The sequence below is a fragment of the Alteromonas sp. ABH4_452 genome (assembly GCF_056311825.1).
On the sequence record NZ_CM149973.1, the window covers coordinates 1,213,125 to 1,238,157 of the forward strand.

General features: G+C 44.8%; 16 protein-coding genes. 10 read left to right on the forward strand and 6 right to left on the reverse strand.

The window, feature by feature from the left end:
- Positions 1-182 precede the first annotated feature (182 nt).
- Positions 183-1,916, forward strand: coding sequence for a D-lactate dehydrogenase (gene dld, locus ACYX4N_RS05225; RefSeq protein ID WP_476055826.1), 1,734 nt, complete (start codon positions 183-185; stop codon positions 1,914-1,916).
- A gap of 245 nt (positions 1,917-2,161) precedes the next feature.
- Positions 2,162-4,192: a BCCT family transporter gene (locus ACYX4N_RS05230; protein ID WP_476055827.1), complete on the forward strand. Its 2,031-nt coding sequence runs from the start codon at positions 2,162-2,164 to the stop codon at positions 4,190-4,192.
- A 149-nt stretch (positions 4,193-4,341) separates the two neighbouring features.
- On the opposite strand, the gene mmsB is transcribed toward ACYX4N_RS05230, so the two are convergent.
- Entirely contained in the window at positions 4,342-5,217 is an 876-nt protein-coding gene (mmsB, locus tag ACYX4N_RS05235; RefSeq protein ID WP_476055828.1) for a 3-hydroxyisobutyrate dehydrogenase, read from the reverse strand.
- Positions 5,218-5,231: 14 nt separating this feature from the next.
- A complete protein-coding gene (locus ACYX4N_RS05240) occupies positions 5,232-6,731 on the reverse strand; it encodes a CoA-acylating methylmalonate-semialdehyde dehydrogenase (protein ID WP_476055829.1) in 1,500 nt (499 codons plus the stop codon).
- A 98-nt stretch (positions 6,732-6,829) separates the two neighbouring features.
- Here ACYX4N_RS05240 and ACYX4N_RS05245 point away from each other — a divergent pair, with 98 nt between their 5' ends.
- The 8 genes from ACYX4N_RS05245 to ACYX4N_RS05280 all read left to right on the forward strand — a co-directional run bounded on the left by ACYX4N_RS05245 (position 6,830) and on the right by ACYX4N_RS05280 (position 18,883).
- Positions 6,830-7,714, forward strand: a complete 885-nt coding sequence (locus tag ACYX4N_RS05245) for a LysR family transcriptional regulator (protein WP_476055830.1) — start codon at positions 6,830-6,832, stop codon at positions 7,712-7,714.
- A 266-nt stretch (positions 7,715-7,980) separates the two neighbouring features.
- On the forward strand, positions 7,981-9,297 hold the full coding sequence (locus ACYX4N_RS05250) for a methyl-accepting chemotaxis protein (RefSeq protein WP_476055831.1): 1,317 nt from the start codon (positions 7,981-7,983) through the stop codon (positions 9,295-9,297).
- A gap of 196 nt (positions 9,298-9,493) precedes the next feature.
- Positions 9,494-10,753: a sensor histidine kinase gene (locus ACYX4N_RS05255; RefSeq protein WP_476055832.1), complete on the forward strand. Its 1,260-nt coding sequence runs from the start codon at positions 9,494-9,496 to the stop codon at positions 10,751-10,753.
- Positions 10,750-11,427: a response regulator gene (locus tag ACYX4N_RS05260; protein ID WP_476055833.1), complete on the forward strand. Its 678-nt coding sequence runs from the start codon at positions 10,750-10,752 to the stop codon at positions 11,425-11,427. Before ACYX4N_RS05255 ends, ACYX4N_RS05260 begins: the two co-directional genes overlap by 4 nt.
- A gap of 142 nt (positions 11,428-11,569) precedes the next feature.
- Positions 11,570-13,087 (forward strand): acetaldehyde dehydrogenase ExaC, encoded by a 1,518-nt coding sequence (gene exaC, locus ACYX4N_RS05265; RefSeq protein WP_118492296.1) that lies wholly within the window; start codon positions 11,570-11,572, stop codon positions 13,085-13,087.
- Between the two features lie 40 nt (positions 13,088-13,127).
- Complete coding sequence (locus tag ACYX4N_RS05270; protein WP_476055834.1) at positions 13,128-15,224, forward strand: 4Fe-4S binding protein; 2,097 nt, start codon at positions 13,128-13,130, stop codon at positions 15,222-15,224.
- A complete protein-coding gene (gene nosP, locus ACYX4N_RS05275) occupies positions 15,193-16,383 on the forward strand; it encodes a nitric oxide-sensing protein NosP (protein ID WP_476055835.1) in 1,191 nt (396 codons plus the stop codon). The genes ACYX4N_RS05270 and nosP overlap by 32 nt, the downstream gene beginning before the upstream one ends.
- Entirely contained in the window at positions 16,370-18,883 is a 2,514-nt protein-coding gene (locus tag ACYX4N_RS05280) for a hybrid sensor histidine kinase/response regulator (RefSeq protein ID WP_377948190.1), read from the forward strand. The genes nosP and ACYX4N_RS05280 overlap by 14 nt, the downstream gene beginning before the upstream one ends.
- Positions 18,884-18,939: 56 nt before the next feature.
- Here ACYX4N_RS05280 and ACYX4N_RS05285 read toward each other — a convergent pair whose 3' ends face one another.
- The 4 genes from ACYX4N_RS05285 to ACYX4N_RS05300 all read right to left on the reverse strand — a co-directional run bounded on the left by ACYX4N_RS05285 (position 18,940) and on the right by ACYX4N_RS05300 (position 24,939).
- On the reverse strand, positions 18,940-19,599 hold the full coding sequence (locus tag ACYX4N_RS05285; protein WP_014950680.1) for a response regulator: 660 nt from the start codon (positions 19,597-19,599) through the stop codon (positions 18,940-18,942).
- 272 nt (positions 19,600-19,871) lie between these two features.
- Positions 19,872-20,732 (reverse strand): hypothetical protein, encoded by an 861-nt coding sequence (locus ACYX4N_RS05290; protein WP_476055836.1) that lies wholly within the window; start codon positions 20,730-20,732, stop codon positions 19,872-19,874.
- Between the two features lie 199 nt (positions 20,733-20,931).
- Positions 20,932-22,161, reverse strand: a complete 1,230-nt coding sequence (locus ACYX4N_RS05295) for a porin family protein (protein ID WP_476055837.1) — start codon at positions 22,159-22,161, stop codon at positions 20,932-20,934.
- A 282-nt stretch (positions 22,162-22,443) separates the two neighbouring features.
- Entirely contained in the window at positions 22,444-24,939 is a 2,496-nt protein-coding gene (locus tag ACYX4N_RS05300) for a TonB-dependent receptor (protein WP_476055838.1), read from the reverse strand.
- Between the last annotated feature and the right edge of the window lie 94 nt (positions 24,940-25,033).

Below are 25,033 nucleotides of genomic sequence, written 5' to 3' on the forward strand. Positions count from 1 at the left end.
ATGTAACAGTGAAAAACTTATATTAATTTTGCTTAAAAATAGCTGTTTTTTAAGTACTCGGTGAATTAAATATAAGTAAATTATCTCTATAAAAAACGTTTGCCCCCTTTGTTAAAAATGACGTTAGTGTATAGTTCATCACCAAGCTAATCCTTCCAAAACTTCAACACACAGAGAGAACCATGACCGTAAATGTTGACACTCAGTCTTTGATTGCATCTATGCGCGATGTAGTAGGGCAAGCCTATTTGTTAACTGATAAAGCGAAGAAGCAGCCTTATACCAAAGGGTTTCGCTTTGGCGCAGGTGAGGCGCTCGCGGTAGTAAGGCCGGGAACATTAGTGGAAATTTGGCGCGTGTTGAAGCTTTGTGTTGAAGCCGATGTTGCGGTAATTATGCAGGCGGCAAATACAGGATTGACAGGTGGTTCTACGCCAGACGGTAAAGATTACGATAGGCCTCTTGTTATCATAAGCACCATGCGAATTGATGAGATTCAGCTGGTGGACAATGGAAAGCAAATTATTGGCTTAGCGGGTAGCACTTTGTTTGGGTTGGAAGAGACGCTTGCACCTTACGGTCGTGAACCACATTCGGTTATTGGCTCTTCGTGCATTGGTGCTTCTATCGTGGGTGGTATTTGCAACAATTCAGGTGGCGCTTTAGTCAAGCGAGGCCCTGCCTATACCGAGCTTGCACTTTTTGCGCAAATTGATGCCAGCGGCAAGTTATCTTTAGTAAACAACCTTGGCATTAACCTGGGTAGCGCACCAGAAGAGATTTTAAATAACCTTGAAAACAAGCGTTATAAAGAAACTGATGTACAGCACCCCGACGCTCGCGCCTCAGATAACGAATATGATGAGCGCGTACGAGACGTTGACTCTAACACGCCATCGCGTTTCAACAATGACGGCAGGCGACTTCATGAAGCTTCAGGCTGCGCAGGTAAACTTGCTGTATTTGCAGTAAGGCTAGACACCTTCCCAATTCCCAAGAAGAAACAAGTATTTTATGTAGGCTCAAACGACGCTGCTGTATTTACAAAAGTGCGTCGCGACATTCTTTCAACCTTCGAGAACTTGCCTGACTCGGGTGAGTACCTTCACCGCGATTGCTATGACGTGTCGAAGAAATACGGCAAAGATATGTTTATCGTTATCAGTAAGCTTGGGGCGAAGTTCATTCCAAAGCTGTTTGCGTTTAAGCGCAAATTCGATGCATTTACCGACAAGTTAGGTTTTTTACCTAATAAAATGTCAGACCGCGTTATGCAGTACATGAGCTATATTTTTCCTAATCACTTACCCAAGCGCATGGAAGCGTTTAGGGATAAATATCAGCATCACTGGATTTTGGAAATGAGCAACGACGGGGTAGATGAAGCCAAAGCCTACCTAGATGAGTTCTTCAAAACTAATGAAGGCAGCTACTTTGAGTGTACTGAGGAAGAAGCAGATAAAGCGATTTTACATCGTTTTGTTGCCGGTGGCGCAATAGGTCGCTACCACGTGATGCACAGTAAAGAAGTGGGCGCTATGATGACCATCGATGTTGCACTTCGCCGTAACGACCCTGATTGGTTTGAAGTGTTGCCTAAAGAAATAGACGACCAGATAGATACCAAACTCTATTACGGTCATTTGTTTTGCCACGTAATGCATCAAAACTATGTATTGAAGAAAGGCGCCGACGCGAAAGTGCTAAAAGGAAAAATCCTTGAAACCTTTGATGCTAGAAGTGCTGAGTATCCTGCAGAGCATAATGTGGGTCATGAGTACTTCGCCAAAGACGCTCTTAAGAACTTCTATCGCGAACTTGACCCCACCAACAGCTTCAACCCGGGCATAGGTAAAACCACCAAACTCAAAAACTGGGCTGAGCATGAAGGTGGCTGTTGTGGTGGGCATCACTAAAAGCCTGTTGACGTAAAAAGCACTTCAAAAGGTTCTGCTTGTTGTTTTCTAAATTAAAACCAAGTAGAACCCTTTTTCTTTCCAGCTAACTTTTTGCAGTTAGCGCTTTAAACAAGTTCTGAGATCTACACCACCTTGTTAAATCTGGACTAACCTGAACCAAACCCGATCTCCGCTAGTAACAAAAGAAAGTGTTTAAACTTTCGCAGGTTATTAGTTTACCTGTAAGTGAAAAGGGATTTGCTATGAAAGGTCAAGTAAACAACTCCACCATCCTTCTTCCTGTATTTCTTCCCGCCGTCGCCATTATTTTGCTTCTGGTTATCGGAACAATCAGTAACCCCGAACTCGCAGCCGAGGCTTTCAACAACACATTGGCATGGATCACCGAAAGCTTCGGTTGGTTCTATATGCTGTCGGCGGCAATCTTTTTGGTCTTTATTGTATCGATTGCGTCATCTAGCTGGGGGAATATCAAATTGGGGCCCGATCATGCTGAGCCTCAATATAGCTTTCCTGAGTGGTTTTCAATGTTATTTTCTGCGGGCTACGGGGTAGCGCTGCTCTACTTCGGCGTGGCAGAGCCTGTACTGCACTATTCTTCGCCGCCTGCAGGAGCAGCTGAAACGGTCGACGCCGCGAAGCAGGCTATGCAAATCGCGTTTTTTCACTGGGGTTTCCACATATGGGCGATTTATGGGTTAGTGGGCTTGGTGCTTGCCTATTTCGCTTTTCGTCATGGTTTGCCCCTATCTATTCGCTCTGCTTTGTATCCGCTGATAGGAGATAAGATTTATGGCCCAATAGGTCATGCAGTAGATGTATTTGCCATTCTAGGAACACTGTTTGGTATCGCCACTACCCTTGGACTATCTGTTACGCAAATCAATGCGGGGCTTAACTATCTGTCCGGTGATATCCCCATCGACATCATGGTACAGGTAGGTACTATCGCTATAGTGACGATAGCCGCAACAATATCGGTTATTGCGGGAATGGATAAAGGCATCAAGCGACTTTCTATTCTGAACATGCTTTTGGCTGTATCTCTTATGGGTACAGTTTTTGTCATGGGGGAAACCGTTCATATTTTAGAGACCTTTCTGCAAAACACAGGGAGTTATTTCAACGGTATTATCGAGCGCACTTTTAACCTTCAAGCTTACAGTCGTAGTGACTGGATAGGGAACTGGACCCTGTTTATTTTTGGCTGGACCATCGCTTGGGCGCCGTTTGTAGGCATGTTTATCGCCAAAATAAGTCGAGGCAGGACCATTAGACAGTTTGTGTTTGGTGTAATGCTAGTGCCTACCATGTTTACTTTCCTTTGGTTTTCCGTGTTTGGTGACACAGCGTTAAACGCCATTATGAACCAAGGGGTGACAACGCTTATTAGTGATGTACAGGAAAACGAAGCCGTAGCTTTGTTCAAGCTTTACGACTTGTTGCCCGGCGCGTCAATCATGTCAGGTTTGACCGTGTTATTAATCATTACGTTTTTTGTGACCTCATCAGATTCAGGGTCGTTGGTTATCGATTCACTTGCTTCTGGGGGGAAAGAGGAAAGCCCGGTGTGGCAGCGTATTTTTTGGGCCTGTTTGGAAGGAACCGTTGCAGCGGTACTGCTGTTGGCTGGTGGACTAAATGCACTGCAAACTATGACCATAGCAAGTGCCTTACCTTTTGCCTTCATAATGCTAGCGTCTGCAGCAGGTCTGTGGCGTGCACTTGTCATCGAGGGTTATCGAAATAATAGTTTGACGGCAAATACGCTGAATAGAAATCATGGTCGGACAACTAGCCTTAAAGGCCGGTTTGCCGCAATGGTCGATTACCCGAGTCGAGACGAGGTGCATGAATTTATTGATAAAACGGTGATTGCAGCGATGAAAGACGTTCAGGCTGCTTTGAAAGCGCGAGAGTGGGAGGCGTTCGTTAAACTTGATGAGGAAGCGGGAAGAGCCACCTTCACTGTTGAGCGTCACGAGCACATGGACTTTATCTACGACATTCGCATGACCGAGTATTTAGTACCAGGGTTTAGCTACGCAGAGCTGCGCTCGGAAGATGACGAGTCGGAAAAGTACTTTCGTGCTGAAGTGTTCCTTCGACGCGGCGGTCAAGCCTACGATATTTATGGTTACGACAAGGAGAGTATAGCTAAGGATATCTTAGACCAGTTTGAAAGCTACTTGCATTTCCTTGATACCAGTCCAGGTGAACTTCCTTGGGAAATGGATGCTTATGACGATATGCTAACGCAACCGAAAAAGTAAAACGTCAAAGCAAAAAGCGGCAAACTATCAAAAAGTGTAGCCATAGCTTTTTTGAAATAAAAAAAGAGCGAGTAAAATCCTTTACTCGCTCAGTAAGAAGGCCACCTCTTCTGAGGGAAAGTAGCCGTCGGAGAACTGTTGGTTTTCTCTTATGCTAATCGGTTGATTATTGAAGAGAAATCCATTCCTGCATTGCCTTCTTCACAATGCATTTCAAACCACTTTGCAGCAAGCTCACCCATAGGTACTTGCGCGTTGACGCCCTTCGCGCCCTGCATGGCCAGCCCCAAGTCTTTGAGCATAAGCGCAGAAGCGAAACCGCCAGCAAAATCGTTATCAGCAGGGCTTTGTGGCCCCACACCTTTTACAGGGCAATAAGTGGTCATTGACCATGTCTGTCCCGAGGCATTTGACGCGATATCGAAGAACACTTGCGCATCTAAGCCTAGTTTTTGTGCCAGCTGGAAGCTTTCACACGTCGCAATCATGGTCGCGCCAAGTAACATGTTGTTACAAATCTTTGCCGCTTGTCCCGCACCATGGCCGCCTGCATGAACAATTTTTTTGCCCATCGCACCAAGAACGCCTTGCGCTTTATCGAAAGCGTCAGTATCGCCGCCCACCATGAACGTGAGCGTGCCGCCTGCGGCTGCTGCAACGCCGCCTGAGACAGGGGCATCGAGCATTTTAAGGCCTTTTTTCTCAGCTAGTTCTGACACACTTTTCGCCGTTTCAACGTCAATGGTCGAGCAGTCAATAAGCAAGGTGCCTTCGCGTACAGAAGCCAGGATCTGATTTGAATAGATATCTTTTACGTGCTTGCCTGCGGGTAGCATAGTTATAACGATGTCAGCTTCAGAAACAGCTTGTTCGGTACTTTGAGCGATAGTGCATCCCGCTTCTTTAGCTTTTGCCAGCGCCACTTCGCTTAAGTCAAAGGCCAGTACGTTGTAATCGTTCTTAACTAGATTATCTGCCATCCCCGAGCCCATGTTACCTAGGCCAATAAATGCAACTGTGGTCATAATCGTCTCCTCACTTAGCCCATGGTTGGAATAACAAAGGCGTTGTCGTTGGTATCTGAGCCATCAGGCCAGCGCTGCGTAATGGTTTTAACCTTGGTCCAGAACTTCACTCCTTCCATACCATGTTGATTGGTATCGCCAAATGCAGAGCGTTTCCAGCCACCAAAAGTGTGATAAGCAACCGGCACAGGAATAGGCACGTTAATTCCCACCATGCCTACGTTTACACGTTGCGCAAATTCACGCGCCGCATGGCCGTTACGGGTGTACATAGCAACACCATTACCGTATTGATGGTCGCTAGCTAAGTTAACCGCTTCGTTGAAGTCTTTTGCGCGCACCATTTGCAGCACGGGACCAAAAATTTCTTCTTGGTATGAGCGCATGTCTTTGGTTACGTGGTCGAAGAATGTGGGGCCGATGAAGTAGCCTTGACTGTCGTCAGGGATCTGACTGGTTCTACCGTCGTAAACAAGCTCAGCACCTTCTTCTATGCAAAGGTCGATATAGCCTTCAACGCGCTCTTTGTGCGCAGCAGTAACCACAGGGCCATAATGAGCATTAGGATCTTCACTATGACTTACCATAATGTCTTTAATCGCCGGAATAAGCTTGGCTTTAAGTTTTTCAGCGGTTTCATCGCCAACCGGAACGACAACCGGCAGCGCCATGCAGCGTTCACCGGCACTGCCATATGCAGCACCCACTAAGTCGGTTACCACCTGATCCAAATCAGCATCAGGCATTACGATACCGTGGTTTTTCGCGCCGCCCATAGCTTGAACGCGCTTTCCAGCACGAGCGCCACGCTCGTACACGTAGTTAGCAATATCAGAAGAGCCTACAAAACTCACCGCCTTAATAGTTTGATGATCTAAAATACCATCAACCACTTCTTTGTTACCGTGTACAACGTTAAGTACGCCAGCAGGAAGGCCTGCTTCAATCATAAGCTTTGCCAGTTCAACAGGTACTGACGGATCGCGCTCTGATGGCTTTAAAATAAACGCGTTACCGCACGCGATTGCAACGCCGAACATCCACATTGGGATCATGGCGGGAAAGTTAAATGGCGTAATACCCGCCACTACACCAAGTGCTTGGCGCATGGAGTACACATCGATTCCTGGGCCTGCGCCTTCGGTATATTCACCTTTTTGTGCATGAGGGATTCCACAGGCAAACTCGATAACTTCAAGGCCGCGCTGAATATCACCCTGGGCATCAACCAACACTTTACCGTGCTCACTTGATAATAGTGCCGCTAAGCGATCGCGGTTTGCTTCAACTAGCTCTTTAAACTTGAACATGACACGAGCGCGTCGTTGAGGATTTGTGGCTGCCCACTCAACCTGTGCAGCTTGGGCTGTTTCAATTGCATAGGCCAACGTTGAAGTGTTAGCCAAGCTTACTTCAGCCTGTACTTCACCTGTGTTAGGCGCAAATACCGACACGGTATTTTCGCTGCTATCCTCAAAATCTTTACCTGCAATAAAGTGAACAATCTTTCTCATGACATAGCTCCTAGGGTTTTTAACAATATTGAAACCTTGTGTTTGCAAAGACAATACATATACTTGCAGTATGGTGCTGTAAAAATGCAGGTGTTTGAGTGAATTGGGATGACATGCGCTTGTTTCTTGGTTTGGCAAGAAATGGTCGTGTAGCTATTGCAGCTAAAGGCTTGAAGGTAGACCCTACGACATTAATTCGTCGTGTAAAAAAACTGGAGGACTCATTAAATTGCAAGTTGTTCGAGCTAACGAAAAAGGGGTATGTGCTAACCACACATGGTAGTGAGTTGGTTACGTATATTGAAAAAGCAGAGCATTATTTTTTAGAGGCCCAAAACGAATTAGGTGATGAACGTTCTCACTTGGCAGGTACGATCAGAGTGAGCGTTTCTGAAGGTTTTGGCAGCTGGTTTTTGGCGCCATTGCTACCCGACTTCAAGAAGCAATATCCGGGGATCAGTATCGAGCTTGTAGCTACCAGTGGCTTTTTAAATCTGAATAAACGAGAAGCCGATATGGCTATCTTGCTTGAAAAGCCCAGTAAAGGCTTACTGGTTACACAAAAACTGACAGACTATAACCTTTATCTTTATATCCACCAGTCCCTTATCAGCGATTATAAGCCACGAGCATTAAAAGACCTTACCACGTTTAATTTAGTAAGTTATGTTCCCGATTTGGTGTATGCGCCTCAATTGAAGTTCATTGAAGAAACAGCACTATCGCAGTTGAGCGCACTTCGCAGCACCAGTATTAATGCGCAATATCAAATGCTTGTAAATGGCGCAGGGGTAGGCATTTTACCTAAATTTATGGCTGAAACTCAGCCAGGCTTGGTTCGACTCATTGAAAACGAGATTCACATTAGGCGTACGTTCTGGCTTGCCACACACAAGGAAACCCATTCTCAAGCCCGCTTTCAGGTATTTACACAATGGCTTACAGATAAAGTTGCGCAATACCATTCAAAATTTCTCGACTAAAAAATTAGACGTTTATCTACTGTCTTTTGCAGGGTAAATATGTAAAAAATAACGTAGCAGCGTCGAAAAACTCGCCACGCTTTAATACAAGTGGCTGAATGTGGTCTAGGTTTTAATAAATTAGGCCGACACGTCCTAGTTAAAAAGACATTGTCTAGCGAACCGTTTGCTAAACCTTGTGTAGATTAATCAAATTATCGTTAAGGCAAGGTTAGTTACTGCCGATACAAATTATATTACTGCCATTCTCTATCAGGGAAGATCCTATGTTCAATAAACACTTAGTTAAAGAAAACGAAGCACTTAAAGAGGAACTGCACATACTCAAGCAAGTGCGAGACGGGTTACGTGAAGACATGATTTTTCTTCGCCTAAACGAGCGTGGTGAGATTGACGCGGTCAATAGGATGTTCGAAGAGGAACTAGGTTACTCTCTATCTCAAGTAAAAGGTAAACGCTTTTTTGAGTTTGTGCCTGAAATTGCACGGAACACTCCTCATTTTAAAAAGTTAAAAGATGCTCTTGAGCAGCGCGTCCACTACTGGGGGGCAATAGAATTTGTGCGTGCAAACGGTGATGAGGCGTGGCTACGGGGTGTAGTAGAGCCTATTTTCGATATTAATGGCAACATACATAAATTCTCGGTAAACCTAAATGACCTCACGCGCACCATCGCTAAGTCGAAAGAACACGAAGATTTAGTAGCCGCTTTACACAAATCTAATGCGGCGATTGAGTTCGATCTCAATGGTGTAATTCAAGACGCTAACGAAGCCTTTTTGAAAACCGTTAAATACAGTTTGAACGACATAAAGGGCAAGCACCATAGAATATTCTGCGATACTGAATACGCTAATTCTATGGAATACAAGAACTTTTGGGATCGCCTAGCCCGTGGTGAATTCGTTGCAGGGCGTTTTGAACGTTTTGATGCGCATGGCAACAGCTTTTGGTTAGAGGCAACTTATAACCCTATTTGTGACTCTCACGGTCGCATGTATAAAGTGGTTAAACTAGCTACTGATATTACTGAGCAAGTTGCTAGAGAAAATGCAATCTCTAATGCTGCTGATATTGCCTATCGTTCTTCTAATACTACTGATCAAATTGCATCACGAGGGAAGGAAGTCGTAAGTGAATTGCTTTCTGAAATGTCTTCGCTGTCGGATCAAATGGACAGAGCTAAGGAAGGAATAAACGCGCTAGATAGCCAGTCTCAGCAGATAGCCACTATCATAGGTAGTATCAGTGCCATCGCCGAGCAAACTAACCTACTAGCTTTAAATGCGGCCATTGAAGCCGCGCGCGCTGGCGATCAGGGACGAGGTTTCGCTGTAGTGGCAGACGAAGTACGCCAGTTAGCGTCGCGCACTACCGAGGCTACGGAAGAAATTATTAATGTGGTTAAGCACAACCAAACGTTGGCAACCGATGCCGTAAACCTTGTGAATGAGGGTGATGCAAAAGCACAGTCTGGGCTTAATTACGCCAACGAAGCGGGTGAGGTTATTGAGCAAATCCAAAACGGCGCGAAGGAAGTTGTGGATGCAGTCGGGCAGTTTAGCAGTCAGCTCGTAAATTAAACATTAATAAGTAGCGTTGACATGAACGTGTAGAACGTAATCAATAAGCGTACCTATTGCCTCACTTGTAACACCTATGCTTGAAAAAGTGAGTTCATCCTACCTTGGTAGGATGAATTCGCCCCTATTGCAGGATGTGCTTTTGAGCGCATGCTGTATAGCATAACCTTGTAATAAAAGGCTTGCAGGGGCGCTTATGTCAGGTTTTACGAAAATATCTACAGCTATAGTGGCCGTATTCATTGGCTGCTTTTTGGTTTTTACCTGTCTGGTCTACTTCCACATACAGGATAATATAGAGGAAGAAATGACCGGCGCGCTTAATCAAGTGCGAGAAATGGTAAACCTCAATATCCCTGTCGCTGATATCGAAGCAATTGTAGAGCCTAGTCCTCACTTATCTGCCCATTATTTCACGGGCCGTCTTCGGGCAGAGCAGCCCTCAGCAATGTCTACATCTGAACGCAATGCACTGACACCCGTTATCATCCCAATTCAGGAAAATCAGTATCTTATCGTTACGCCTTCCGATACTACTGAGCTCACTCAGAATCTTACGTTTTTTGCCTTGGTAGCGGGGCTGTTTTTTGCGACTTTTGTTCTGCTTCTATTTACATTAAATGTAGCGGTTAAACAAAGGTTAGTGCCGCTAAATCAGCTCGCTGAAGCGTTATCTAAGCTACGAGAAGGCAAGGAATCACAGCCTCTACCACATTCAGATATTACCGAAATGAACAGGGTGTTAAATCAATTTAAGCACCTGCAAAATGCGCTTAAAACAAAAGAAAAGCAGCTCATCAAAATAGATAAGCAGTTAGCTCTTCTTCAAGAGCAAGAGCGAAATTACCTTGCCAGAGAACTTCACGATAACGTGGGGCAGTTGCTGACAACGATAAAAGCCCACGCCTATATTCTGGTTAACGCAAAAGAGCGCTCTGTTGTTGAATTCTCTGCTCAGAAAGTTCAGGTGATGTCATATCAAATAAGCGATGCAATTAGAAAGCTCACTGCTCACCTTCACCCGCTTGTTCTGGATAGAGTCTCTCTTCAGTCGTCGCTAGAACGTCTGGTTTACGAACAAGAAGTGGCACAGCCCGATACGCAGTGGAACGTGTCAATTAATCTAAAGCGCTATCAAGAAGATAATGAGCGAGATATTCATCTTTACCGATTTGCTCAAGAAGCCATTAATAACGTGATTAAGCATGCGAAAGCCACCAAGGTTAGCATTCAAATTTATGGCGATACTCACCGGGTTTCTGTGATGGTCAAAGACAACGGCCGGGGATTGGGGAACCACATTGTAGAAAATATTGGCATGTCTTCAATGCGCAGCCGAGCGCGTTGTATAGGAGCAAATTGCAGTGTGACGTCACCAGATGATGGCGGCGTTGCTGTATCGCTGTCCCTTACCCTTAAAAAAATGCCTCCTCTTATGGGCGCTAACGTCGCATGAATATTCTGATTGTCGACGACCACGCTGTGGTGCGTGAAGGATACAAAGCTTTACTCAATGCGATGATGCCCGATTGCCGTATTTTTGATGCTGAAAACGGTGCACAAACCCATCGTTTATTAGCCAGTAGTGACATTGAGATCTTAATCCTCGACATAAACCTTTCAAATGAAAGTGGCCTTGTTTTAGCCAAGATTTTTTTGAAGCGACATCCAGATTTAAAAATTATCTTTTTCAGTATGTTCGAAGACAGTGTCATATTGCACCGCGCCATGCAGACCGGTGCTATGGGGTACATCAGTAAAAGTAGTTCGCCTGAAATATTGATCTCGGCAATTAAGGTCGTCGCAAAAGGGCAAAAGTATATTGAGCGAGGCCTGGCGGTAAATTTAGCCAATCAACTTCTCGATACCAATGTGGACATTGCTGCCAAATTAACAAAACGTGAGTTCGAAATATTTATTGCGATAGCAATGAATAAATCCCGCTTCGATATTGCTGATGAGTTGGGCCTATCGGCTAAGACTGTCTCTAACGCACTTACCGTCATTAAGCGAAAGCTCGACGCGGTGCCCTCCCAGTTTTCAGCCATTGCGGCTAAACACGGTTACATCGGTGATGCAGAGCTTTCAGCGTCTCAATCGGTGTCTTTTGTCGAGAAAAGTGGCAAGTAGCCATAGGTTTCCCCTCCTAAAGTAGGAGTCAAATCGGTCTATCGCATCATGGTAGGTACAACGTAAAAGTACCATTATCAAACTACACAACAAACCAAGTTAGTGCGCGTGGTACGCGCAAAGTTATCAAAAGGTACTTCTTATGATTTATGCAAAGCCAGGTAGTGAAGGTTCGGTCGTAAGCTTCAAAGAAAGCTACGGTAATTTTATCAATGGCGAATGGGTTGCACCGGTTAAAGGTGAGTACTTCACCGCAACATCACCAGTAGATGGCAGTGACATCGCACAAATCCCTCGCTCAACGTCTGAAGATATTGAGCTTGCTTTAGATGCCGCTCACGCTGCGAAAAAAGGTTGGGCAGATACATCAGTAGCTGAGCGTTCTAACATTCTTCTGAAAATAGCCGATCGCATCGAAGAAAACCTAGAGCTACTCGCCGTTGCAGAAACTTGGGATAACGGTAAAGCCGTTCGTGAAACACTGAATGCCGACATCCCGCTTTGCGCAGACCATTACCGTTATTACGCAGGCTGTATTCGAAGCCAAGAAGGCACCATCGGTGAAATTGATAAAAACACGGTGGCGTATCACTTCCATGAACCTTATGGTGTAGTTGGACAAATCATTCCATGGAACTTCCCGCTACTTATGGCGGCATGGAAACTTGCGCCAGCACTTGTTACCGGCAACGTAGTGGTGTTAAAGCCAGCAGAACAAACGCCAGTATCTATCTTATTGTTCGCCGAACTAATCCAAGACCTATTACCGCCAGGTGTATTAAACATTGTTAACGGGTTCGGCGCAGAGGCTGGACAGGCCCTTGCAACAAGCACAAGAATCGCAAAAATTGCATTTACTGGCTCTACGCCGGTTGGCGGGCACATCCTTCGCTGTGCTGCCGAAAACCTTATTCCATCTACTGTAGAGCTTGGCGGCAAATCGCCAAACTTATTCTTCGCAGACATTATGGACCACGAACCAGAATTTATCGATAAGTGTGCGGAAGGGTTAGTGCTTGGCTATTTCAACCAAGGTGAAGTATGTACGTGTCCTTCTCGAGCGATTATTCACGAAGACATCTATGATGCGTTCATGGAAAAAGTGTTGGAAAAAATTCAGAAGATCAAACGCGGCAACCCACTAGACACAGACACCATGGTAGGCGCGCAGGCATCTAACGAGCAGTTCGAAAAGATCCTCAAATACATCGATATCGGTAAGTCAGAAGGAGCTCAGGTTGTCACTGGAGGTGAGAAAGAACAGTTACCAGGCTTTGATGGAGGCTACTACATTCAGCCGACTATCTTGAAGGGGGAAAACCACATGCGTGTGTTCCAGGAAGAGATTTTTGGGCCGGTAATCGCTGTTCAAACCTTCAAAACCGAAGAAGAGGCGATTGAGATTGCCAACAACACAAGCTTCGGGCTAGGCGCAGGTGTATGGAGCCGCGATGCGAATGTAGCATTCCGCGTAGGTCGAGCGATTGAAGCAGGTCGCGTATGGACGAACTGTTATCACTTGTATCCAGCTCACGCTGCATTTGGCGGCTACAAGAAATCGGGGATTGGCCGCGAAACCCACAAGATGATGCTAGATCACTACCAGCAGACAAAAAATCTATTGGTAAGCTACGACATCAATCCACTTGGTTTCTTCTAAGTAAACCTGAGGGCGGCGCCTACCGCCGCCCGCTACTTTTATGCGCATCGCATTTTCCTTAATCATTTTCTTGCTGTTTCTCAGCTCCAATGTGTTGGCGCAGTCTGACGCGACAGACATTCCACAAGACATTTACAAAATATTTCCTAACGCTACACGCGTGGGAGAAATGCACACAGATATCAAGGTAACCCCGGTCTATCAGCTTCAGCAACTACTCGGATATGTTTTTGAGTCGAATGACTTTGTCGACTTCATAGGCTTTTCAGGCAAACCGGTTAATGTGGTGATTGGGCTAGATACACAAGGCAATGTGGTCGATCTTTTCGTTAAGCAGCATAGCGAGCCGATTTTTTTGCACGGGCTTGGCGAGAAATCCATGTTTGATTTCGTTGCTCAATATCAAGGGCACAGTGTCAAAGAGCGTTTTATCATTGGTGGGAAAAGCAATGTAGGCAAAGACGCTACCTACTTTGATGGGGTTACGAAAGCCACCGTATCGGTGCTGGTTATCAACGATACCATCGTGACATCTGCATTAGCTGTTGCCAGAGCTAAGCTCGATGGCTTTGTTGCGCCTAGCAATAATATTATCAATTCAGACTTTTACGAACCTCTTACTTTTAGCGAGTTGGTGGACAAGGGCTACATCCAAAAGCATCAGATTACTCAGCAAAATACCAAAGGCCTCTCGAGTGAAGTGGTTCGGGCGGTTGACGATATCCAAAGCGAGTTTGCCTTTGATGGTGACATCATCGCCGAACACTACTATGCGTTTTTAAGTCTTCCTATTGTGGGGAAAAACCTGCTGGATGAAGAGGAGTTTGCTCGGTTACAGGAAAATCTAAATCCGGGTGAAATGGCACTGATGGTGTTGAATACGAAAGGTTTCAGTTTCATCAGCGATGAGTTTATTCCCCAAACCACACCTGAGCATTTACGGGTGTCTCAAGGCGGATTTCCCACAGCTATCCGCGATATCGATTTTTATAGCTTCTATGACCCCGCATTTTCACAAGCATTGCCAGACTACAACGAGATCAAAGTACTTCGCGTAAAATCGAAAGGTGGGCTGTCACTTGACCAAGAAATGGAAATAGCGATTAGTGTGCCGTTTAAGCCAAGTTTCTTCGACCAAGATGAGCATCTGTTCCCTTTGAAAGTGACACTGCCTAGTGAACTATTTATGGAAAATCCTGAGGCTCAGTTAGCGAAGCCCATTCCGTTGTGGCAGAAAATTTGGGGAGACAGAGCCTTAACGATAAGCATCACCGTTGTTTATCTTGTGGCGCTGTCGTTGTTCTTTGCATTCCAGCAAAGGCTAACTCCTTACACCAAGTTTGTGCATACAGTGCGGGCATTTTCCCTTGTGTTCGTGCTGTTTTTTATTGGCTTTTACGCTCAAGGGCAACTGTCGGTTGTCAACATATACACGCTGCTACTGGATATCGTCGATGGGTTCTCGTTAGAAGTATATCTTCTCGATCCGGTTATTTTTATTTTGTGGAGCTTTGTATTTGTCTCGCTGTTTATCGTTGGGCGGGGACTATTTTGTGGCTGGCTTTGCCCCTTCGGAGCACTTCAGGAAATGATGGGAATACTGGCTGAAAAGCTCAGGATAAAACAAATTAGAATTAAGCCTCAGCACCACAAGCGGGCGCAAAAAATTAAATATGGGTTGCTTATAGGACTAGTTGTGTGCTCATTCTATTCGCTAAACCTTGCGGAGAAGCTCGCTGAGATAGAGCCGTTCAAAACGTCCATAACCCTACACTTTGTTCGATATTGGCCCTTTGTGCTGTATTCGGTTTTATTGCTGGTACTTAGCTTAAAAATTCATAAAGTGTACTGCCGCTATTTATGTCCGTTGGGAGCGGGGCTTGCCATTCTGGGGCGTTTCCCTTTAGTTAAGTTGCTTACACGTAAAGATGCCTGCGGTAATCCTTGTCAGCTGTGCAAACAAAAGAAATGTGGTATTGATGCTATAGAACAAGACGGCAGCATTGACTATGCTGAATGTATTCAGTGCCTTGAGTGTGTGGTTACGTTAGATAACCCTGACTTGTGCAAAATCGATAAATATAAAAAGAAAAAGGTGCCAACGCGTGTCAAAAACCTCAATCCTGTCCGCACTTAGTCAACCTGCTAATAGCAAGGTTAACGATGACAACCATTCTAGTTTATACGGTGCTAAAGAAGCCTGCCGTGATGTGGCCAATGAGATTTTAGCCAAGGTTAAGTGCGATGAAATAGAGCTATTACTCTTTCATACCAGCACGCTTTTTGACTTAGACACCGTAGCAAAGGAAATCTCCGCACGTTTTCCGCACGTGAATATTGTTGGCTGCACCAGTGCAGGAGAATTTAATAAAAACGGCTACGGAACAGAAAAACTTTTGGCCGTCGCGTTTTTGAAAAACGAATTTTCTATTGCCACAGCATTGGTGCCTAATTTGGGCGAAGTAAACTTTGATGAAGCCCACGATATTGCCAGTGGTTTGCGCCGAGCCTTACAGGGGAGGGAGCGTCGTTACGATACAGAGCAGCACTTCGTTATTTCTGTGCTCGATGGACTTACCCGCCATGAGGAACATTTTCTAGAAACCTTTGCGACTGCATTTGGTAATATTCCACACTTAGGCGGTAGCGCTGGCGACGATCTAAAGCTTGAAGCCACCTATGTGTTTTATAACGGTGAATTTCATCGAGACGCAGCAGTACTGCTGCTTGTTGGCACGGGAAAGCCCTTCACCGTGTTCTCCATTGATCACATTAACTCTCCCGTTTCAAAGCTGGTGGTCACCCACGCCGACCCTGAGTCGCGAACCGTGTATGAAATAAACGGTGAACCTGCTGCGCAGTATTACGCGAGTTTATTGGGAATGAAAGCTGAAGACTTAACGCCGGATGTGTTTTCCATGTTTCCCCTTGCAGTGATGGTAGGTGGCAAGTACTTCATCCGCTCTATTCAAAAAGTAGATTTGGCCACTAACGCCATTACCTTTTACTGCGCGGTAGATATTGGCATTATTCTTACGTTTGTTCAGCTGGGTGACTGCATTGAAGCATTAGAAAGTAAACTAGACAAACTGCGCGCTCAGCTTGGCGAGCCTGAATTTGTCTATGCTTGCGATTGCTTTTTGCGAAGGCTCGAAATTCAACAAGGCAAAAACGACCACGAAATAAGACGGCTACAGCAAAGGTACAATGTCGCGGGCTTCAATGCCTATGGCGAGCATATTCACTCGGTTCACTTGAACCAAACGTTTACGGGGGTGTATTTTGCAGCCCAATAATCAATTTACCGACGTGGAAGCGCTCCAAAAGGCCCTTTACGAGCAACGGCGTGAAAACGAAAAGCTTGAGAAAATAAACGCAGCGCTGATGTATCGCATGGAAGAGGGCGGTTTTAATCATCACAGCTACCGCGCCTTCGAACATTCGGTTCAACTTTCTGAAAAAGTGAGTCAGAAAACAGAGGAGCTGCAGTCAGTACTGCAAAAGCTGGAGCAGTCAAATGCCGAGCTAGTGCGGGCTCACGAAGAAACCCATCAGGTTAAACAGCGTTTACACGACGCCATTGAAAGCACCAATCAGGCGATGGTGTTGCTAGATAGACTGGGCGGGATCATCTTCTTTAATCGGCACTTTGAAACTGTTTGGGATGACCTTTCCATTACCCCTAAAATTGGCGATAACTATTACGATATCACCCAAGCTGCCAAGCATTCCGGGGTTATTCGCCGTGCCCTGCCTGCTGATGTCGAAGGCAGGATGATCTATCAGTTGTCGAACCGGCGATGGTATCAGCTGACCAATCGACCCACGCAAGAAGGCGGGAACGTTATTCTGTTTAACGACATCACTGAAGTAAAACTGCTTGAATCGAATCGTTACGAGCAAGTCATTAAAGAGAAAAACAAGCTGTTGCAAAGCCTTATCGATAATATTGATGTTGGAATATTGCTCATTGATAAAGAAGGTGGCATTGCGTTTTGGAATAACACGTTTTTGACCCAGTCAAACGTGCCCCAGCACGTACTGGTAAACAGTAAGAATATTTATGCCCTTCAAAATAACCGTCACTGGAGCGGGCTCAACCTAAACCCGGTGGGGCCAAGTACCCAGATTATACACGAGCAATTGGTGGTTGAACGCAACATCACTACACTGCCCGACGGCAATACGCTGTGCACGTTCACCAATGTTACATCGCAGCATCACTACGCAGAAACGCTGAAGCAAAACGAAAGCTGGATCCGCATGATAACCGATAATGTACCGGCGCTTATTGCTTACATTGGTACCGATAAAAAGTTTCAATACACCAATAAAGGTTATCGCGATTGGTATGGCGTTAGTGAGCAAGACATTAATGATATGCCTATGGATCGAAGCCATCTGAAAGAGGTTTACCCCAATCTTATTCAGTACTTGCGCCGTGTTAACCAAGGCGAAGTGGTGAGCTTTCAAAGCAAAGAAAAAAATGCTCATGGCGACGTTGGCTTTTTACAGAAAGTTTATTTGCCTCATTTCAATGAATCTGGCGATATCACCGGGCACTTTGTCTTGGCAACAGACGTGTCGCAGCAGGTAGAAAGCCAACTCCAGCTTAAAGCGGCTAAAGACCAATTAGAATCGAATGTAGAAAAGCGTACCCGTGAACTCAATCACGCCAACATCGCCCTTCAAGAAGCGATTGATTCAAAGAGCAAATTTTTGGCTGCTATTAGCCACGATCTTATGCAGCCCCTTAGCGCTGCGATCTTGTTCAACGAAACATTGAAAGATCAAGTGGATAGTTCATCCAGCCCCATTGTTGCCGCCCTCGATAATTCACTGTCTGATTTACATGGCCTTATTCGCACGCTTATTGAAACATCCAAACTAGACGCTGGGGTGTTACAGCCCGATAAGCAGCAAGAAAATGTATTGCCGTTACTTATGCAGCTAGCCGAAGAGTTTACGCATATCAGTAAAGACTACAGTGTAGATTTTCGCTATCGCTTGAAAGAAGCCTTCGTGGTGACAGACGTGAACTTACTTTCTCGAATATTGCGAAATTTATTAATAAATGCAATGAAATACGGTGCCAACGGCAAGGTGTTACTGGCAGCACGAAAGGTGAATGAGAACCTAGAAATTAGCATCTATGATCAAGGTGTGGGTATAAGCGAAGACGATCAGAAAGTTATTTTTAAAGAGTTTTCCAGATTAGAAAACGATTTTAACTACTCTTACAGTTTGGGGCTGGGACTATACATTGTAGATAAAATGAGTAAGTTGCTAGAGCACGATATTCGAGTGCGCTCGAAAGAGGGCGTAGGCGCGTGCTTCACGGTGACCATTCCTATTACCGAAGTGTGTGATACGAGCCAGGAGCAAGACTATCTTTATACTTTGGAGCCATCGTTACCAGATTACGTTTTGGATAAGCATATATGGCACATTGATAACGATGCGAATATGCGCATTGCTATGCAAACGTTGTTCGCAAACTGGGACATGGAGGTAGACACCTTCTCAGGTTTTGAACAATGCAGTGCCGTAAATAATGGCAGCTTTGACGAGTGCGACATGCTTATTGTCGATTACCACTTAGATGAAGAAGAAACCGGTTTAGACATTGCGAAACGCGTAAGAAAAATCGCGCCTTCAATGCCCATTATGATTTGCACCGCTAATCACTCAAAAGCGTTAGCGAATGAACTTGAAGGCACCGACATTCAGCTGCTGCACAAACCTGTTAACTCCTCGGTGCTCAAGGCGGCGCTAGTCTCAAGTTTGAATGGCTAAAAGTAAACGTGTCTAAGACCTATTAATCTTCGGTGCACAGCAAAGATCAACAGATCTTAATTAAATACGTATTGGTTAAAGTCGATATTCGCGGCACTGGCGACAACCTTTACTCGGTTGCTGGCGCCTAATTTTTTGAGAATAGATGAGACGTGAGACTTAACCGTGGTTTCAGAAATATTAAGCTCGTAGGCAATCACTTTATTGGCTAACCCTTGAGTTAGATATTTCAGCACAGTCAGCTCTTTTCGTGTTAATGAACGAATTTGCTCCGGCGAAATACCGTTGTCATTGGTCATGCGTGTTCTGGTAGACGGCGTTCTCAATATCTCTGAAGGTAAACACACGTTCCCTTCAAAAATACTCTCGATAGATGTGGCTATTTCTTCAATCTTGCTGCTTTTTGAAATAAAGCCAACGGCACCATAAGAAATGGTTTGCAGTATATTTTGCTTTTCCGTTTCAGCGGAAATAATCACTACAGGTACGTTAGGGTGTTGGTTTCGAATTTCTAAAAGTCCGTTTAGGCCACAGGTTTCCGGCATATTTAAATCAAGCATGATTAAATCGAACTTCGCGTCTTGCTCTAGCAACGTTAACGCTTCAGAAATTGAATTGGCTTCGAGGGTTTCTGAGTCGGGAAACTTTTTCCCTAAAATAGTAATCATTGCGTGACGAAAAATAGGGTGGTCGTCAATTATCAAGATACGGTGCATGGTCTTTCCCTCAGCTAAAAAAGCGACATTTGCCGCTGGCCTTGTGACTTATTTGGGCTGGCGTTTTATTCACACATAAGCCTTTTAGTAAGACAAAATTATGGCGTAAATGAAACGCTTCAAAGTGACCAAATTCTCCGAAATATTAAAAGCTAAACAGTCACTTCACATGCTTACAATGTTAACATTAATATAACATTAAATCAGGCCTAATAAGACCAATGGCTTATAATAAAAAAGCACGTAAGACCAGTACTGACGGGACTTTCGTTCTATAACTCGTCAAGTAACTGCCTTCTTTTTTCGGCGTATTCTGTTTCGCTAATTAGGTTTGCCTTTTTTAGTGCGTCTAACCGTTTAAAACGAGCAACGATATCGTTTTCTGCTGGTAAGGGGGCCGAGCCAGCTACGTCTTTCTTACTGGGTGTGTTTTCCCTATTCGCTGGGGAAAGTGTTTCCTTTTCTACAGGTGATTCAAACGCCAGCTGAGTCGGTGCGACCACCCAATCGAAGCGATTTTTCATTTTCAGTTCTATACCAGGTGCGGAAAAAGAGAGTGGGGAATCGAATGAGAACTTTGCTTGTTTCCGATTACCAAAATTAAAGTCGTATTTTACCAAGCCCTGAGAAGTAGGATCATAAGCCATTTCGTAGGCTTTATTGGCTACTTTATCGAACTCGCCAATAAGAATATTGAGCTGGTCATCTGCAACGAAAATACTGCCTGCAACGTAATACGTTTGGGTTTTAAGGCCTGCCAAATAGCGCTTCTCTTTACTAAGAGCAAAAATTACGTCTTGCTGAGCAGTCGCTGTTCGCAGCGCCTCAGGCAGATAGGCGGCAAGTAACGCAACCTGTTCGTTGGAAAAAAGCGGTGTTGACGTATTTTTGTTCTTAACCACCTGAATAGCGCTAAGTATGGCGGATACATCCTGCTCTTGCAGCGTAAAGGGGTGCTGGTTGGCACGCACGTCACTGTCTGTTTCGTTTTGCTTTTCAACAAGGCGAATAAAATTGTTTTTGTCCTCCTGAAATATGACCTGTGCGTCTGCGATATGTACTGTCGTTATGAAGAGTAGGGCTAACAGAATGGGTTGAGCTGAACGTAATGAAAATAGAGATATATTTTTCATGATCTTTCCTTTTTAAATAGGAAAAGCGAGAGTGAATCTCGCTTTTTTATGTCATATCTTTTAGCTTAATTTTAATTTCTGACTTAAGTTTAAAATTGATCAGTTTTTATCATTAATTAAATGAATAGAGTGATTTTTAAAATTCAGAGTAATTAGATATAAGTTCAATGTTAAAATATGACTGACTTTTAATTCTCAATTAAAAGAACACAGTGCCACCTAGTTGAATTAGGGTTAAGTCTTCTGCGCTGTTATAAATTCCTTGCGCAGATTCTGAACCATCAATATCTAAACTTAGGTTTTCGTATTTCGCGTACACCAAGAAGCGCGAGCCAAAATATTGTTCTGCTGCAACACCCCACTGACTAAGCTCTGAGCCGGTAACGCCATCTAAATGAGCCATGCCGTATTGGTCGTTATAACTGGCATATTCAGCATAGAAAGCAGAATCTCCAAAGCGATTAAACTGTTTTCTAATACCCGCTTTAAAGTAATAGGCATCCGTATCGTCACCCGACCCAACAATCGCGTCGTCAGCTTCTTCCATCTGATAAGTGGCTACCCCAAATACACCTGACTCAATATGCATGAGCCCTGCTTGCAGTTGTAGCGTAGTTGAACTGTTGCCCCCAACATTGCTACCGCCATCTTTATTCACTGAGTAACCTGCGTGAAGGTTAGTTTTGAAGCCTTCGTGTTCAGCAGCATATTTAACCGCAATATCGTAGATTTCGTCGTTTGCATAACCAACTGCAATACTCACATTGCCCATTTGAGGAAGATCGTAGCGTACGCCATTACGGTAAATCCCGTTACAATCTAGTCCTATACCCAACCCAGGCGTAGCCAAGCACTGAGCAAATTGACCCCACGCGACATTGGTTGAACCTTCTTCCACGCCTCGAATAAAGAAGCCATTTGCTCTAAATAATGGAGAAATTCCCGACCAGATTGTGCCAGAGGGGTCGGCTAGAACGGCAATGTTATCGGTGGGAAGGCTTTGTAAACCAATGGTGATTTTACCCCAGTCGCCACCAAAGTAGAGGCTACTGCCCAACAGGCCTATGTCGCCGCCATTGAAGGTGTCTAAGTTATCCTGATTGGCAAACAAAAGCGGGGTTTGATGGCCACCACCGGCGTAGTTCGGTGCGCCTGAAAGAGGTTCAATAATGACCTCAAAGCCCACGTCAATGCCTTGTTCTTCCAGTTTATAATTCCCTGAAAGCGTAATACGGCTGCCTAGCGTTGTACCGTTGTCTGAAAGTTGTGCCACATCACTACCCACACCGTCGTCGTAATAGGTTAAGCCTTCGTTTATCCACCCAGAGATATTCCATGAATAGGGCTCGTCTTGGGCAAAACTATGGCTACTGACTGTGCTTAAAATGGCAATAGATAAACAGGTTTTTGTAAATGTATTCTTTTTCATTTTACTGTCCCAATATTGGTAGTGTTGATTAATTACAGTGGCTTTTTGTTTTTATTTTTGACTGGTTTTAATACTTTCGGTGTCCAGTAAATTGATAATAGGTTCTATTGAATTTTGAACCATTGGCCGTAAGGCGTGTTAATCTCCTTCTTTAGTAGCGGGAAAATTAAATGTAAAAATCATAAAAAACGCGACTACTGTGAAAAAGTAAGTCGCGTTTTTTTGATTTTTTTTGCAGCTTTTGTGTGGACAAAAGCGCGTTTGTTAAGAACTGCTATCTGATTAGAATCTCGCTTTTAGATTTACACTGACCATTGGCGGTTGTGCGGGGCCCACGAACTCTGCACCTTCTACGTCGGGATAAATGTCTTCTAACACCTCATCAGCCTCGCCATAAGTACCAAAGGTTTCATAGTCTTTGTCGAACACATTGTTCACACGTAGCGATGCGGTAAATGTGTCGTTGAAACGGTACGATGCATAAATGTTTGCAATAACGTATCCGTCAATCTTTTCATTTTCGTTAGCCTCATCGCCCCTAAAGTACTGACTAGATGCTGAAATAACTTCTGCCCCCAAACGCGCTTTATCCGTTAAGGCGTAATCTGCATAGAGCTTGACTAGATGCTCTGGCTGGCCTGGAATTTTGTCACCTGGCGTTACGACCCGATCCGGGCCCTGAGGGTTAAAGGGGCTAAACGACGTGAATGTCGATTCGTAGGTTGCGTTAAGATAGTTGTAGTTTAACCGGTAAGTTAGTTTTTCCCACGTTGAGCCTACGCTGAATTCAACGCCCTGACGCTGGGTTTCATCAACGTTAATAAAGTATCCGCGAGAGGCAACAGAGCCAGCTTGTTGGAAGATAATGTCGTCCTTACTCCTACTATGAAAAACATTTAGCATCAGGTCGATGTTATCAATGCGTGTGGTGTAGTTTGCTTCAATAGTTTGGGTGACCACCTGATCAAGAGGAGGATCGGCCACAAATCCATTCGGTAAGCGGCACGGGTCGTCTTCATCTGCACAGCTTAACTCTGCTGGGCTTGGCGTTCTTGAAGACTGGCTGATTGCAAGATTCAACTGGCTTTGCTCATCAATAGTAATGTCTACCCCTACCGCTGGGTTAAATTGGGTAAAACGGTGATTGCCGTCCAATGAACCTTCACCGTCATCAATCAGGTCTTCCATAACAATATGGTCTCGGTTAAAACGTCCACCAAGATTGAGTGATACGGCTGAAGAGAGCTGTGTACTATTCATGAAAAATAGCGACCATGCGGTGGTGTCTACATCTAATCTAACCCTGGCTTCTTGTGCCATGAGCCCGTCTATGGGTAAAACGGTGCGTGAGTCTTGTGCAGAATCGTTTTCCAAAATACCAAATGTAGTATCAGCGGCGTAGTTAACATCTCCCTTTGTGTAGCTGGCACCAACAATTAACTCTGAACTGAAGCCGCTTAAGGCATATTGTTTCGCTAGCTGAAAAGATAACCCAGTAGCTTTGGCGTCTGTGCGGCCCGTATTGTATGTACCATCAAGTTCATCTGCGTCCACATCTGATATTTCGGCAAGCGCGGTGTCGTCATCAAAGCCAATAAATTCAACCGCTTCTATATCGTCGCCTTCTCCTACAACAGGCGAATCATCGTCATCATCGTCGTCGCCATCATCATCACTATCAAGCGGAGCATCATCATCATCGTCGTCATCATCTTCAAATTCACACAGTGTTACGCGTCCATCAGCGAACTGGCAGGCACCAAAATCACTGTCATCGCCGTTGATTGATTGAGTTTGTGTGTCGCGATAAAACATATTGGCGGTTAAAGATAAGGTGTCAGTTAAAACGAAATCACCGGTTATATTAACGTGCGTAAGTTCGTTGTTGGTCTGATCGGGATGTGTGTAGACCGCTTCTCTGCCTTCAATATCAAGCAGTTCAATAGGTGACGCACCATTGCCGAGTAACTCGTTATCGGCCATAAACAGGTTCATGTCGAGATGCATTTTGTCACTTTTATAGGCAAGCGATGTAAATACTTGCTGCACTTCAGATGGCGAATAGTCGCGCCAGCCATCTTCCTCATAGTGATTCAGGTTTACATAATACGCCCAATGATCGTTATGACCACCCGATTCCACAGACGCGGCTTTCTGGCCGAATTGTCCAGCCTGTAAATCTATTTCGTTGGCGTTGAAGCTAAACCCTGTTTTCGTTCTTAGCGCAAGGGCGCCGCCTAGCGTGTTTTGGCCAAACAGAGGGTTTGAACCAGAGTACAAAGAAACGGTATCTATAGCATCTAGAGGCATTAGGTCCCAATGCACAGTATCGCCAAACGCTTCATTAACCCGACCGCCGTTCAAGTACACCGAAATGCCCTGAGGTAGACCAAGCAGCGGAGAGGCAGTAAACCCGCGGTATTGCAGATCGGGTTGGAACGGATTGTTTTGAACATCGTTTAGGTTCACGCTTGCCAGCTGAGTTTTGAGTAGCTCAGGTAGTGAACGGTTGACGCTCCCTTCAATATCGTCTTGAGTGAGTGTCTGAACGTTACCAAATACGGCAGAGTTATTGCTGTTGGCGCTAAGCGGTGTCGCTCCCTGTACCTCTATAACCTCGTAGTGGTCCATTGCATCGTTAGCTTCTGCAGCAGAGCTAAACGCATAGGTTACAGCGCTTGCAATAATCGCAAGAGCAAATGGTGAACGGGCAAGTTGATGTGTTGGGAATTGTGCAACGTTTTGGCTAGAGCTTTTAGTAGAAATTCGCGTAGGCATGGTCTTGACTGCTTCGTTATTATTTATACTTTCAGTATTGCCTTAACCATTCCCTAAAAATATCCTCCTTAAGGGGGAGGAAGTATCATAAATT